General features: G+C 63.6%; 12 protein-coding genes and 2 pseudogenes. 3 read left to right on the top strand and 11 right to left on the bottom strand.

Translation table 11 applies throughout. From position 1 onward, the window contains the following. The 9 genes and pseudogenes from FXV83_RS43605 to sdhC all read right to left on the bottom strand — a co-directional run. A pseudogene (locus tag FXV83_RS43605) lies at positions 1–237 on the bottom strand (OmpA family protein); the annotation flags it as partial. 145 nt (positions 238–382) lie between these two features. Continuing rightward, positions 383–663: pseudogene (locus FXV83_RS34310) on the bottom strand (hypothetical protein). 85 nt (positions 664–748) lie between these two features. After that, the gene (locus FXV83_RS34305) at positions 749–1,135 is read right to left on the bottom strand and encodes a VOC family protein (RefSeq protein WP_148743977.1); all 387 of its coding nucleotides are present in this window, start codon (positions 1,133–1,135) and stop codon (positions 749–751) included. Positions 1,136–1,156: 21 nt separating this feature from the next. Further along, positions 1,157–1,981, bottom strand: a complete 825-nt coding sequence (locus FXV83_RS34300; protein WP_187436361.1) for an FkbM family methyltransferase — start codon at positions 1,979–1,981, stop codon at positions 1,157–1,159. Between the two features lie 62 nt (positions 1,982–2,043). Next, a complete protein-coding gene (locus FXV83_RS34295; protein ID WP_148743975.1) occupies positions 2,044–4,197 on the bottom strand; it encodes a hybrid sensor histidine kinase/response regulator in 2,154 nt (717 codons plus the stop codon). Between the two features lie 191 nt (positions 4,198–4,388). Beyond that, positions 4,389–5,171, bottom strand: coding sequence for a succinate dehydrogenase iron-sulfur subunit (locus tag FXV83_RS34290; RefSeq protein WP_148743974.1), 783 nt, complete (start codon positions 5,169–5,171; stop codon positions 4,389–4,391). A gap of 42 nt (positions 5,172–5,213) precedes the next feature. Further along, positions 5,214–7,049 carry a succinate dehydrogenase flavoprotein subunit gene (gene sdhA, locus FXV83_RS34285; protein ID WP_148743973.1) on the bottom strand — a complete coding sequence of 612 codons (1,836 nt, stop codon included), beginning with the start codon at positions 7,047–7,049 and terminating at the stop codon, positions 5,214–5,216. Positions 7,050–7,051: 2 nt separating this feature from the next. After that, positions 7,052–7,468 (bottom strand): succinate dehydrogenase, hydrophobic membrane anchor protein, encoded by a 417-nt coding sequence (sdhD, locus tag FXV83_RS34280; protein ID WP_148743972.1) that lies wholly within the window; start codon positions 7,466–7,468, stop codon positions 7,052–7,054. Then, complete coding sequence (gene sdhC / locus FXV83_RS34275; RefSeq protein WP_148743971.1) at positions 7,465–7,863, bottom strand: succinate dehydrogenase, cytochrome b556 subunit; 399 nt, start codon at positions 7,861–7,863, stop codon at positions 7,465–7,467. Before sdhC ends, sdhD begins: the two co-directional genes overlap by 4 nt. Positions 7,864–8,352: 489 nt before the next feature. On the opposite strand from sdhC, the gene FXV83_RS34270 reads away from it, so the two are divergent. After that, the gene (locus FXV83_RS34270; RefSeq protein WP_148743970.1) at positions 8,353–9,213 is read left to right on the top strand and encodes a sulfite exporter TauE/SafE family protein; all 861 of its coding nucleotides are present in this window, start codon (positions 8,353–8,355) and stop codon (positions 9,211–9,213) included. On the opposite strand, the gene FXV83_RS34265 is transcribed toward FXV83_RS34270, so the two are convergent. After that, entirely contained in the window at positions 9,210–9,719 is a 510-nt protein-coding gene (locus FXV83_RS34265) for a hypothetical protein (RefSeq protein WP_148743969.1), read from the bottom strand. The two genes, FXV83_RS34270 and FXV83_RS34265, sit on opposite strands and share 4 nt — an antisense overlap. Positions 9,720–9,748: 29 nt before the next feature. Then, positions 9,749–11,278, bottom strand: coding sequence for a malonate--CoA ligase (locus FXV83_RS34260; protein WP_148743968.1), 1,530 nt, complete (start codon positions 11,276–11,278; stop codon positions 9,749–9,751). A gap of 88 nt (positions 11,279–11,366) precedes the next feature. Between FXV83_RS34260 and FXV83_RS34255 the strand changes: the two genes are divergently transcribed. Then, positions 11,367–12,128, top strand: a complete 762-nt coding sequence (locus FXV83_RS34255) for an SDR family oxidoreductase (protein ID WP_148743967.1) — start codon at positions 11,367–11,369, stop codon at positions 12,126–12,128. Between the two features lie 395 nt (positions 12,129–12,523). Further along, positions 12,524–13,078 (top strand): fasciclin domain-containing protein, encoded by a 555-nt coding sequence (locus FXV83_RS34250; protein WP_148743966.1) that lies wholly within the window; start codon positions 12,524–12,526, stop codon positions 13,076–13,078. Positions 13,079–13,121 lie beyond the last annotated feature (43 nt).

Raw genomic sequence — 13,121 nt, 5'->3', positions numbered from 1 at the left:
CGGGTGGGGCGGTGCAGCTGCGGGCGGGGGTGCGGCCGGGCGCGCAGGTGCCGCAGGCGGTGCGGCCGCTGGCGGTCCCTTCGGAGGCTGCTTCGGTTTTCCGTCAGGGCCCGTCTCTTGCGGCTGGGCCTGCGCAACCACGAGCGGCGGCGCGCCTTGCGCATGCGATGCGGAGCTTGCGAATTGCATCGCGGTGAGAGCCGTCGTGGCAAGCAGCACGAAACGAAGGTTGGTCATGATGGTGAACTTCCCCGGAAGGTTCTTTGACAAGGTCTGGTGATGAACGGATACGCGTTAGGCCGGATTGTGGCGGGTGAAGAAGACACGGCCCGATTTATTTCTGCACGCAAATCACGACACGACATCGATGTTCATTGCGCATTCAGACGCAGGTTGCAATCGCCTCACATCTGCCGGTCGGGAAGTGAGCTGCGGATGGATCCGCATCGGTTGCAGGGTTTGGTGTGTGTGTGGCCCGTTCGGTCCGCGCGACGGAATCTCCTCAGGCACGCGGCCGGGCAATTCGTCCGGACGTGCAGGCTCGCCGGGCTCACGCACCGGCGGCACAATGTCGGGCTGCGGATTGCCGGGCGGAATTCCCGGTGGCGGTTCGGTGGGCGTCCCCGGTGTCGCCGGTGGAATCTCGGGCGGTTCGATCGGCATCGGCATCATCGAGGTCAGTTGTGCGAACCACAACAACGATGATGCCGGGCAAATGTTCCGCGCGTCCCGGTTTGGTAAAACCGTCCTATTCGGGCGCGTGGCTGACCGCTTCAATGTTGTGGCCGTCGGGATCGAGCACGAAGGCACCATAATAGTTCGGATGATAGTGCGCGCGAATGCCCGGCGCGCCGTTGTCACGTCCGCCGGCCGCCATTGCCGCCTTGTAGAACGCGTCGACCGTAGCGCGGTCCTTTGCCAGGATCGCGACATGCACCGGCTTGTTCAGCCCGCCTTCGCCGCCGATCCAGAAATCCGGCTTGCCGTCGGCGCCAAAGCCTGCTGCCGGATCGTGGCCGATCTGCTCCTGCGTCACCTCCATGATCAGGCTGTAGCCGAGCGGCGCAAGCGCCTTCGTGTAGAACGCTCTGGCGCGCTCGTAGTCGGAGACCGGGAAGCCCATGTGATCGATCATCGCAACCTCCATCGTTCGCAGTCAGCGGAAAAGAAACGTATTGCTCCGTGTCTTGCGCGCGATCGCAAAACCGCGCGCGACCATGTCGGCGATACAATCCTCGCGCCATTCGTTTTGTGACAGATGCTCGATCACGACCGCACGAGGCCACAATGAGGGCGGTGCATCGCGGAAGAAGCCGATCAACACCCGGTCTTCAAAACCTTCGACGTCGATCTTGAGCGTATCGATTCGCGAAACGCCGGCTTCGTCGAGAATGCGCATCAGGCGCAACGACGGGACCCTGATGGCGCCAGCGCTCGCTGCGCCGGTCACGACGTGAGTGGCGCCGAGATTGCCGCCACCGGCTTCGATCATCAGCTCGCCGTCAGCATCGCCGGCTGCGGCCTGCACCAGGCGAACCTGCGGCGTGCGGGATGCCACTTGGTTGAAGGAGAGCCTTGCAAAGGTCACGGGATGCGGCTCGATCGCGACCACCTTGCCCTGCGGTCCGACATGGCCGGCCATCACCAGCGCGAAAGTACCGACATTGGCGCCGACGTCGATGAACACGCCGCCTGTCGGCGTATGCTGGCGCAGGAAATCGAGCTCGTCGAGATTGTAGTCGGGATTGAACAGCGCGCCGCGCTCGGTGGCGCTGCCCTGATGATAGAAGCGGAACGAGGCGCCTTGATACTGCACGTCGAGCGGACCGCCGCGCATCAAGTTGACCAGACGCGACAGCCATGGACGAAACGCGCCGCGCTTCAGCCCCGATTGTGCTGCGAGGCGGATGATCGCGGCCTGCGCCGCATTCGGAGCAAACGCGCCGAATGGCGCGGTCGAAGGAGCGGTGTCGGGCGTCAAGCAGGCGGTCCTCATTACAAACGGCGCATGCATAGCCGGTTTTGCAGGCTTGCACCACGGCACTATTCGGCGGCACCGTCTCGCACTCTGCGCAGCCGCGCAGCCCGGTGAAGCACGCGCGATAGTTCGTCGATCGCGTAGGGCTTTTGCACGACATCGAGACCGAGGCTGCCGTTCTGGGACAGCGCCTCGCTGTAACCCGTAGTCAGCACCATCGGCACGCCGATGCCGCGATCGCGGATCGCCTGCGCGAGATCAAGGCCGGTCATCCCCGGCATCACGATGTCCGAAAACACGACATCGAAACGATCAGTGTCCACGACCAGCTCCGCAAGCGCATCGGTGGCATTGTCGACCAGCGTGATGCTGTAACCGAGCTCGGTGAGGCCGTCGGCGGCGAAATTGCCGAGCTCGATATTGTCCTCGACCACCAGGACCGACATGCCGCTGCCCGCGACCGCCGGCGCCGTATTCGGCGCCAACCGCTGCGGCAGCAGGTCCGGCGCAGCGCGCGGCAGATAAAGCGAGAAGGTGCTGCCCTGCCCGACCTCGCTCTCGACCGTCACCTCGCCGCCGGATTGCCGGGCAAAGCCGAATACCTGCGACAGGCCGAGACCGGTGCCGTGGCCGACCTGCTTGGTGGTGAAGAATGGCTCGAAGACGCGCCCGATCCGGCCTGCGGGAATGCCGACGCCGGTATCGCTGACGGCGACGCTGACGAAACCAAGCTTGCTCAAGTTCTGGCTGCCGGTGAGCTGTGCCAGCGTGTCCGGAACGGCCGTCGCCGCCTGTACTGCGAAGGTGATCCTGCCCTTGCCCTGCATGGCATCGCGCGCATTGGTCGCCATGTTGATCAGCGCCGTCTCGAACTGGCCGGCATCGGCATTGACGAGGCAGGGCTCCGCCGGCAGCCGCATGACGATCTCGATCGCCGGTCCGAGCAGCGTCGCAAACATGTCGTGCAGCGATTGCAACCGTTCGCCGACGTCGAATGCCGCCGGCTTCAGGGTCTGGCGCCGTGCAAAAGCAAGGAGCTGCGAGGTCAGCTTGGCGGCACGGGCGACCGCATCCGCGATGGCGGTGATGTAGCGCTGCCGCCGCTCCTCGCTCAGCTGCGGCCGGTTCAAGAGGTCGACGGAGGCGCGGATCACGGTCAGAAGGTTGTTGAAGTCGTGCGCGACGCCGCCGGTGAGCTGTCCGAGCGCCTCGAGGCGCTGACTGTGCTTGAGCGCCTCCTCGGCCTCCCGCCGCCGTGCGGCTTCGGCCTGGAGATGCTGGGTGCGCCGGAACGCCAAGGCGAGCAGCAGAAACAGCAGCGCGGTCGCGGGTACGCCGAACACCAGATGCTGGCCCATGGTGACGAACCAGCGTGCGCGGATTGCCGAGGTCTCGAGCCCGGCACTGACATAGATTGGATATTCGGCGATGCGCCGGTAGCCGATGCGCCGCTCGATCCCGTCCGACGGCCAAGCGACGGTGATCAGGCCGTGCTCGGGATTGGCTGCGATGTTGCGGCCGACCGGTCCGCCGGGATCGAGCCGGAGGTTGCCGTCGAGCCGCGGGAAATGCGCCAGCACTTCGCCGTCGGCGCGTCCCATCGCGAAGAAGCTGCCGGCAGCGGAGCCGATCCTGGCGTAGAAGCTCTCGAAATATTCGGGCAGGACGGAGGCCTGGATCACGCCGATGAAGCTGCCGTCGTCGGAATCGCGGCGGCGGCTCATGCCGAAGAACCGCGCGCCTTGATAGGGCGGGCGGGGTGTCAGCAAGGCGCCGATGAATGTGCCGATGCTCTGGTCGATATGGGCGTAGAAGTAATCTCGGTCCGCAAAGCTCAGCTCGGGCGGCGGCGAGACGAGGCTGTTGACCAGCGACTTTCCGCCCGCGTCGAAAATCCAGGCCGATTTGAGCTGCGGCAGCGAATCGGTCAGCCGTTTCAGGCGACGGTGCAGCGACGGTTCGCGCGGGCGGATGATTTCGTCGGGAAGGCCGCGCACGACCTCGTTAAGCTCGGCGAGGCTGCGGTCGATGGTCTCAAACACCTTGAGCGCATGCTCGTGCGCGACATCAAGCGACCGCTCGATCTCGCGGTCGGCGATGTCGTTGGTCGATGTGTAGGAGATCGTGGAGGCGATCGCGAACAAGGCAATCGGCAGCGCCAGGGATGCCGCCATCATCCACTGTAAAAGCCTCAGCGAATTGCGTTGTGCGCCCTGCACGGTCGCTCCGGTCCCTGGACCTGAGCTTAACTGAATTTCCCGCCGGGAAGGAAGCCGCTTATGCGAATAACCTGTAGTTGCGGTATCTAATTTTTGCGCCCGCCACGGGGGCCACGAAAAATTCTAATCAAACTGGCGCCGGTCGTAGAAGGCCCGGCCGTCTCGGCCGGGGATCGGAGCATGAATCAGGTCTAGATCTGCCGCTCGACCATCTTGAGCTTGAGCTCGGCGATGGCTTCGGCCGGGTTGAGGCCCTTCGGGCAGGCCTTTGCGCAGTTCAGGATGGTGTGGCAGCGATAGAGCCGGAACGGATCCTCGAGATTGTCGAGCCGCTCGCCAGTCGCCTCGTCGCGCGAATCGGAGACCCAGCGGTTGGCCTGGAGCAGTGCGGCCGGGCCGAGGTAACGCTCGCTGTTCCACCAATAGCTCGGGCACGAGGTCGAGCAGCAGGCGCAGAGGATGCACTCGTAGAGACCGTCGAGCTTTTCGCGGTCCTCATGGCTCTGGCGCCATTCCTTCTGCGGCGTCGGCGAGGTCGTCTTCAGCCACGGCTCGATCGAGGCGTATTGCGCATAGAAATTGGTCAGATCGGGCACGAGATCCTTCACCACCGGCTGGTGCGGCAGCGGATTGATCTTCACTGCCCCGTCCTTGACGTCGTGCATCGAGCGAGTGCAGGCCAGCGTGTTCTGGCCGTCGATGTTCATCGCGCAGGAACCGCAGACGCCTTCGCGGCAGGAGCGACGGAAGGTCAGCGACGGATCGATGTTGTTCTTGATCCAGATCAGGCCGTCCAGCACCATCGGACCGCAATCGTTGGTATCGACATAATAGGTGTCGACGCTCGGATTCTTGCCGTCGTCCGGATTCCAGCGATAGACGCGGAATTCGCGCACCTCTGCCGCGCCCGCGGGCTTCGGCCAGATCTTGCCGCCGGTGATCTTGGAGTTCTTCGGAAGTGCGAATTCAACCATTTCGATAAGGCCTTCGCTGTTCGATCAATACACGCGCGCCGTTTAGTAAACGCGAGCTTTGGGCGGGATGTACTGCACGTCGTTGGTCATGGTGTAGTCGTGAACGGGGCGGTACTCGATCTTGACCTTGCCGGAATCATCCAGCCAGGCCAGCGTGTGCTTCATCCAGTTCTTGTCGTCGCGTTCGGAAAAATCCTCGCGCGCATGGGCGCCGCGGCTCTCGGTGCGGTTGGCCGCCGAGTTCATCGTCACCACCGCCTGCGAGATCAGATTGTCGAACTCCAGCGTCTCGACGAGGTCCGAATTCCACACCAGCGAACGGTCCGAGACGGCGATGTCGCTGATGCCGCTGTGGACCTTCTGGATCAGGTTCTGGCCTTCGTTCAAGATTTCGCCGGTGCGGAACACCGCGCAGTTGGTCTGCATCACGTGTTGCATGCCCTCGCGCAGCTTTGCGGTCGGCGTGCCGCCGGAGGCGTAGCGGTAATGGTCGAGGCGGCCGAGCGCGAGCTCGGCCGAGTTCGCCGGCAGCTCCGGCTGCTTGGCATTGGCGGTGAGCCTCTCAGCGCAGCGCAGCGCAGCCGCACGACCGAACACCACGAGGTCGATCAGCGAGTTGGAGCCGAGGCGGTTGGCGCCGTGCACGGAGACGCAGGCCGCTTCGCCCAGCGCCATCAGGCCGGGGACCACCGCATTGTCGTCGCCGTCCTTCTTGGTCAGCACCTCGCCATGATAGTTCGTGGGGATGCCGCCCATGTTGTAATGCACGGTCGGCACGATCGGGATCGGCTCGCGCGTCACGTCGACATTGGCGAAGATTTTTGCGGATTCGGAGATGCCTGGCAGCCGCTCCGCCAGCACCTTCGGATCGAGGTGGTCGAGATGCAGGAAGATGTGGTCCTTCTTCTTGCCGACGCCGCGGCCTTCGCGGATTTCGATGGTCATCGAGCGTGAAACCACGTCGCGCGAGGCAAGGTCCTTGGCCGACGGCGCGTAGCGCTCCATGAAGCGCTCGCCTTCGGAATTGACGAGATAGCCGCCCTCGCCGCGCGCGCCTTCAGTAACCAGGCAGCCCGCTCCGTAAATGCCGGTCGGGTGGAACTGCACGAATTCCATGTCCTGGAGCGGCAGGCCGGCGCGCAGCACCATGCCGCCGCCATCGCCGGTGCAGGTGTGCGCTGAGGTGCAGGAGGCATAGGCGCGGCCATAGCCGCCGGTCGCCAGAATCGTGGTCTGGGCGCGAAAGCGATGCAGCGTGCCGTCGTCGAGCTTGAGCGCGATGACGCCGCGGCAGGCGCCCTGGTCGTCCATGATCAGGTCGATGGCGAAGAATTCGATGAAGAACTCGGCCGCGTGACGCAGCGACTGACCGTACATCGTGTGCAGCATGGCGTGGCCGGTGCGGTCGGCGGCGGCGCAGGTGCGCTGCGCCTGGCCCTTGCCGTAATCCAAGGTCATGCCGCCGAACGGACGCTGGTAGATCTTGCCGTCCTCGGTGCGCGAGAACGGCACGCCCCAGTGCTCGAGCTCGTAGACCGCTTCGGGCGCGTTGCGCACCATGTATTCGATGGCGTCCTGATCTCCCAGCCAGTCCGACCCCTTCACGGTGTCGTACATGTGCCAGCGCCAGTCGTCCTTGTGCATGTTGCCGAGCGAGGCGGAGATGCCGCCTTGCGCTGCGACCGTGTGCGATCGGGTCGGAAACACCTTGGTGATGCAGGCGGTGCGCAGGCCCGCTTCGCTGCAGCCGACCACGGCGCGCAGACCCGCGCCACCGGCGCCGACCACGACGACGTCATAGGTGTGGTCTTCGATCGGGTAGGCTTTTCCGCTGGTGGCGGGAGCGCCGTCGCCCTTGCCATTCGTCGTGGCAGCCATGGTTACACTCCGGACGAAAGTTTCAGGATCGCGTAGGTCGAGGCGAGCGCCACGGCGGACGAGAAGAAGTTGTTGAGCATGATCGACACGAGCTTCAGCTTCTCGTTATGGATGTAGTCCTCGATCACCACCTGCATGCCGATCTTCATGTGCCAGGCGCTGGCCAAGATGAAGAGCAGCAGGATCACCGCGACGGGAATGGAGCTCAGAGTCTGCGCAGCGTAGACTTGGTTGCGGCCGAGCAGCATCATGATGATCACCAGCACCGGGATCATCAGCAGCGTCATGGCGACGCCGGTGATGCGCTGGCGCCAGAAATCGGACGTGCCGGAATGCGCGGCGCCGAGATTGCGGACGCGCCCGAGCGGCGTGCGCATCGAGGGACGCTTCGGAGAGCCATGGGATTCATCAAAACTCATCGGCCGCCTCCGTTCGCATAGGCGATGATCCAGATCAGCACCGTCAGCGCGATGCCGCCGATCAGGGCGCCCCAGCTCAGCGCTTCGCGCTCATTGGCCTTGAAGCCGTAGCCGAGATCCCACACGAAATGCCGGATGCCGCTGAGCATATGGTGCATCAAGGCCCAAGTGTAGCCGAACACGATCAGCCGGCCGATGATGCTGCCGGCGAAGGCCTGGACGTGGATATAGGCGGCCGGGCCGGAGGCCGCGGCAACCAGCCACCAGACCAGCAGCAGCGTTCCAACATAAAGGGCAATACCGGTGGCGCGATGGACGATAGAAAGAGCCATCGTCAGCGTCCAACGGTACACTTGCATGTGCGGAGAAAGCGGTCGTTCGATCCGTGCGGACATGGGCTTTGATGCTTTATTGCGGCCCAGCATGGGGCGCGTGGGGATCGCGAGAGATGGGCTCTATTTACGGAGTCGATTTCGCCTGCGCAATCACCAAATCGCCATAGATCGAACCGGGGTTCAGCGCTATGGCGTTGATCAAGCAGGCCCAATCGAGGGCTTGGTATACCAGTCCGACGTCTACCGGAAAGCCAAGATTATCGATTCATTCCTTCGTTGCTGTGGGCGATGGAGCATTGAATTCCCTATTGGAACGGCCCTAAACGGACCATGCCGTCCAAACCGCCCAACACATGGGTAGGCTCATCTTCTTCCCGGCCAGCGCCGACCCCGGCCTCCCCATTCTTGTGGCCGGTCCCGGATATGCGCACCCTGCATTCCACCCCAGCCGGAAGGCACCGGCTGTCGACCGCGGAAATCGGATCGCCTACAGCTCTCTACGAGCCGAGTATCGGAGAAGTTGCGGCCAGTCGCCGGGGCAGGTCTGGGGTGATCGCAGGGCTTGATATTCAGGAAGTCGTGGAGCTCGCGCTGCTGCTGATCGCGGTCGGCGCGCTCTCCGGATTTTTGGCCGGCGTGTTCGGCATTGGCGGCGGCGCAATCCTCGTGCCGGTATTCTACGAATGCTTCCGTATCGCCGGCGTGCCACTGGAGGTGCGCATGCCGCTTTGCGTCGGCACCTCGCTCGCGGTGATCATTCCGACCTCGATCCGCTCGTTCCAGGCGCACTACAAGCGCGGCGCTGTCGACATGGCGATCCTGCGGGTCTGGTGGCTGCCGATCGTGATCGGCGTCATCGCCGGCAGCGTGGTCGCGCGCTACGCGCCGGAGCGGCTGTTCAAGGTCGTCTTCATCTGCGTCGCCTGGTCGGCCGCGGTACGGCTGATTTTCGCACGCGAGAGCTGGAAGCTCGGAGATGATTTGCCGAAAGGTGCCTTGATGCGCGTCTACGGATTCGTTGTCGGCATTTTGTCGACGCTGATGGGCATTGGCGGCGGGCTGTTCTCAAATCTGCTGATGACGTTCTACAGCCGGCCGATCCATCAGGCGGTGGCGACCTCATCCGCGCTCGCGGTGCTGATCTCGATCCCCGGCGCGATCGGCTACGTCTACGCCGGCTGGCCTGCGGCGGCGAGCTATCCGGGCGTCATTGCCCTGCAAGTCCCGTTCGCGCTCGGCTACGTCTCGCTGATCGGCGCGGTCCTGGTAATGCCGATGAGCCTCGTCACCGCGCCGCTCGGCGTCAGGGCCGCACACGCGATGTCGAAGCGGACGCTGGAGGCCGCGTTTGGGTGTTATCTGTTTATCGTGGGTAGCCGGTTTGTGCTGAGCTTGGTGGGCGGGCACTAGTTAATCGGTCCGTCCTTTAAACGCACTTCGCTGTGTCGCCACATCCGAAGATCGCCTATGCCTTCGATACGGTCGGTGTCGGAAAGTATCTTCAATCGTGCCGCGATTACCTCGTCCGTTATGGGCAATCCAGCGTTTTTAGAATGCAGCTCCGCCAGAACCGCTATCGCCGCGGTCTTTTGCCGACGCACCGTCAGGAGCGAGAAAATGATTTCGTCCAGCTGCTGCTCGGTCACTGACGGTGGAAGCTGGACGTCATCCCACGTGAGCTCGCTACTGATCGTCGGCGGCTCCCAATCGGCCTCTGGCGGCTCAAGATCCGGGTGCTGTTCGTAAATCGGCACGAATAGCTTGTCTTCCAAAGCGCCGACGATGGCGTCAAGCCAGTCTCCAAGCTCGATCCGCTCGGCTTTGCCAAGCCCCGCGATGGCCATTCGGGCCTGGTCGAGTGCCGCGCAGGCATCAAGGAGATGATCGTTGATCCGAACAGCCTGATCGAGTTTCATGTGTCCCCACCCCCGGAGCAACCGCGCCCCTACTTCTTCGCGTAAATATCCTTGTACGTATCCCGCAGCACGTTCTTCTGCACCTTGCCCATGGTGTTGCGCGGCAGTTCGTCGACGACGAACACGCGCTTGGGCATCTTGAATTTTGCCAGGCGGCCGTCGAGCGCCTTCAGCACCGAGGCTTCGCTGACTTCCGCGCCCTTGTTGCAGACCAGCACCGCCGTGACGCCCTCGCCGAAATCGGCATGCGGCACGCCGATCACGGCGGACTCGATCACGCCCGGCATCGCATCGATCTCGCTCTCGATTTCCTTCGGATAGACGTTGAAGCCGCCGGAGATGACGAGATCCTTGCCTCGTCCCAAAATGTGGACGTATCCCTTGGCGTCGATTTTGCCGAGATCGCCGGTGATGAAGAAGCCGTCATCACGAAATTCGGCCTTGGTCTTTTCCGGCATGCGCCAGTAGCCCTTGAACACGTTGGGGCCCTTCACCTCGATCATGCCGACCTCATCGCGCGGAAGCTCCTTGCCCGTCTCGGGGTCGGTGACGCGCACGGCGACGCCGGGCAGCGGGAAGCCGACGGCACCGGGCACGCGCTCGCCGTCATAGGGATTCGACGTGTTCATGTTGGTCTCGGTCATGCCGTAGCGCTCGAGCACGGCATGACCGGTGCGCGCCGACCATTCGCGATGGGTCTCGGCCAGCAGCGGCGCCGAGCCCGAGATGAACAGCCGCATGTGCTTGGTCGTCTCGCGCGACAGCGCGGGATTTTGCAAGAGCCGCGTATAGAAGGTCGGCACGCCCATCAGCACCGTGGCGCGCGCCATCAGCTTGATGATCAGATCCGGATCGAGCTTCGGCAGGAAGATCATCGCGGCGCGGGCAAACAGCGTGACGTTGGTCGCCACGAACAGGCCGTGGGTGTGATAGATCGGCAGCGCGTGGATCAGCACGTCCTTGTCGGTGAAGCGCCAGAAGCCGACCAGCGAAAGCGAGTTCGACGCGAGATTGTCGTGGGTGAGCATTGCGCCCTTCGAGCGGCCGGTGGTGCCGGAGGTGTAGAGGATCGCGGCAAGATCGTCGCCAGCGCGCGGCAAGGTGGTGAATTCACTGCTGGCTCTGTCGGCGGCCTCGGTGAGCGAGCCGTTGCCCTCCGGCCCGAGCGTCTCGACTTTTGCTTTCACCTTGGCGGCGATCGGGGCAAGCCCTTCCGCCTTGGAGGGATCGCAGACCACCAGCGACGGCTCGGCATCGCCCATGAAGTAGTCGAGCTCGTTCAGCGTATAGGCCGTATTGAGCGGCAGATAGACCGCGCCGGCGCGCACGGTCGCCAGATACAGCACGATATTGGCGACCGACTTCTCCACCTGCACCGCGACGCGGTCACCCGGCTTCACGCCGCGCGCGATCAGCACGTTCGCCGTTTGCCCGGCCCGCGCGATCAAATCGCCATAGCTAATGCGGGCACCGTCATGCGTCTCGATCGCGAGGCGCGCAGGGTCGTCCAGGCCGTCGAACAGGCGGGAAAACAGGTTGGCGTTGGCAGCTTGGTTCATGCAAGATTTTCCTCGACCGCAAGGTTCGGTCAAAACCGAGGGCTGGATTAGCAAAAACCGCCCCGATGAAGCAACGGAGACAGTTTGCATGACCAAAAACGGGAAACGCGTGGCCTGGGTCACGGGCGGCGGCAGCGGGATCGGGGAAGCCGGCGCCGAGGCGCTCGCGGCCGACGGCTGGACGGTGGTGGTGTCCGGCCGGCGCAAGGATGCCCTGGATTTCGTGGTCGCCAAGATCATCAAGGTTGGCGGAGCGGCCGAGGCCATTGCTTTGGACGTGTCCGTTGCCGCCGAGGCCCAGAAGGTGGCCGATCAGATCGTCGCCAAGCACGGCCGGATCGATCTCCTGGTCAACAATGCCGGCATCAATGTCCCGAAGCGGAGCTGGAAGGACTTGGAACTGGAGGGCTGGGACAGACTGGTCCAGGTCAATCTCAACGGCGTGCTCTACTGCATGCGCGCGGTGCTGCCGACGATGCGCAAGCAGCAGGATGGCGCGATCATCAACGTCTCGTCCTGGGCCGGCCGCCACGTCTCGAAAATGCCGGGCCCGGCCTACACGACGACCAAACACGCAGTGCTGGCGCTGACCCATTCCTTCAACATGGACGAATGCGTCAACGGCTTGCGCGCCTGCTGCCTGATGCCGGGCGAGGTGGCGACGCCGATCCTCAAGCTCCGCCCGGTGGTGCCGAGCGAGGAGGAGCAGTCCAGGATGCTGCAATCCGAAGACCTCGGCCGCACCATCGCGTTCATCGCCAGCATGCCGGCGCGGGTCTGCATCAACGAGCTGTTGATCAGCCCGACGCATAATCGCGGGTTTATTCAAACGCCGTTGAGCAGGGATTGAGGGCATAGCGCACCCACAATTCTTATCTCGTCGTCCTGGACAAGCGCAGCAAAGCGGAGCGCCGATCCAGGACCCATAACCACAGGGAGTAGTTTGGCGACGACTCGGAGTGATCAGCGTCGCGCCGCAACTTCTCCGTGGGGTAATGGGCCCTGGCTTTCGCCTGGCTTTCGCCAGGACGACGGCGGAGAATGCGGCTCGCGCGACCCCACGAACATCGCCCCGCAAAGTTTCACGCATCACAAAGAAGTTTTGTCCGAAACCACTTCGCGAACCCTCCCGTAGTTCGGTCCAACGACGGCGCTGCCGCCTCACCTCAAGCGTCGCAGATGCCGTTGTTGCTCCAACTCGAACGCCGGCAATCGCCGGTCACAATCCAATCGGGAGACTCTTCCATGTCGAAGCGCATTACCTATCTCACTGCTGCAGCCTTCAGCGCGTTGGCCATCACCGCGACCGTCGTCGCGCCCGTTCGCGCCGAGGAAAAGACCGTCATGGTCGGCGGCGCCGCGATGTTCCCCTCGAAGAACATCGTCCAGAACGCCGTCAATTCGAAGGACCACACCACGCTGGTGGCGGCGGTGAAGGCAGCCGGCCTCGTGCCGACGCTGGAAGGCAAAGGCCCGTTCACGGTGTTCGCGCCGACCAACGCCGCCTTCGGCAAGCTGCCGGCCGGCACCGTCGACACCCTGGTCAAGCCCGAGAACAAGGCGACGCTGACCAAGATCCTGACCTACCACGTCGTGCCCGGCAAGCTCGAGGCCTCCGACCTCACCGAAGGCAAGAAGCTGAAGACCGCCGAAGGCGAGGAACTGACGATCAAGAAGATGGACGGCAAGACCTGGATCGTCGACGCCAAGGGCGGCACCTCGATGGTGACAATCAGCAACGTCAACCAGTCGAATGGCGTCATCCATGTGGTGGACACCGTGCTGATGCCGGCGACGTAACACCGCTCAGTCCTGGTTCATCCCTCGGGCAGGAGGCGACGAA

It is taken from the genome of Bradyrhizobium hipponense (assembly GCF_008123965.1).
Lineage (GTDB): Bacteria > Pseudomonadota > Alphaproteobacteria > Rhizobiales > Xanthobacteraceae > Bradyrhizobium > Bradyrhizobium hipponense.
The sequence above is the reverse complement of the archived record's forward strand: the minus strand, read 5'-3'. Positions and strand labels throughout refer to the sequence as shown.

Coding starts and splice junctions, on each gene's coding strand:
- FXV83_RS34290 (WP_148743974.1), bottom strand. CDS start 5,171: ATGGTTGAATTCGCACTTCCGAAGAACTCCAAGATCACCGGCGGCAAG.
- FXV83_RS34265 (WP_148743969.1), bottom strand. CDS start 9,719: ATGAAACTCGATCAGGCTGTTCGGATCAACGATCATCTCCTTGATGCC.
- sdhA (WP_148743973.1), bottom strand. CDS start 7,049: ATGGCTGCCACGACGAATGGCAAGGGCGACGGCGCTCCCGCCACCAGC.
- FXV83_RS34305 (WP_148743977.1), bottom strand. CDS start 1,135: ATGATCGATCACATGGGCTTCCCGGTCTCCGACTACGAGCGCGCCAGA.
- sdhD (WP_148743972.1), bottom strand. CDS start 7,468: ATGAGTTTTGATGAATCCCATGGCTCTCCGAAGCGTCCCTCGATGCGC.
- FXV83_RS34250 (WP_148743966.1), top strand. CDS start 12,524: ATGTCGAAGCGCATTACCTATCTCACTGCTGCAGCCTTCAGCGCGTTG.
- sdhC (WP_148743971.1), bottom strand. CDS start 7,863: ATGTCCGCACGGATCGAACGACCGCTTTCTCCGCACATGCAAGTGTAC.
- FXV83_RS34260 (WP_148743968.1), bottom strand. CDS start 11,278: ATGAACCAAGCTGCCAACGCCAACCTGTTTTCCCGCCTGTTCGACGGC.
- FXV83_RS34255 (WP_148743967.1), top strand. CDS start 11,367: ATGACCAAAAACGGGAAACGCGTGGCCTGGGTCACGGGCGGCGGCAGC.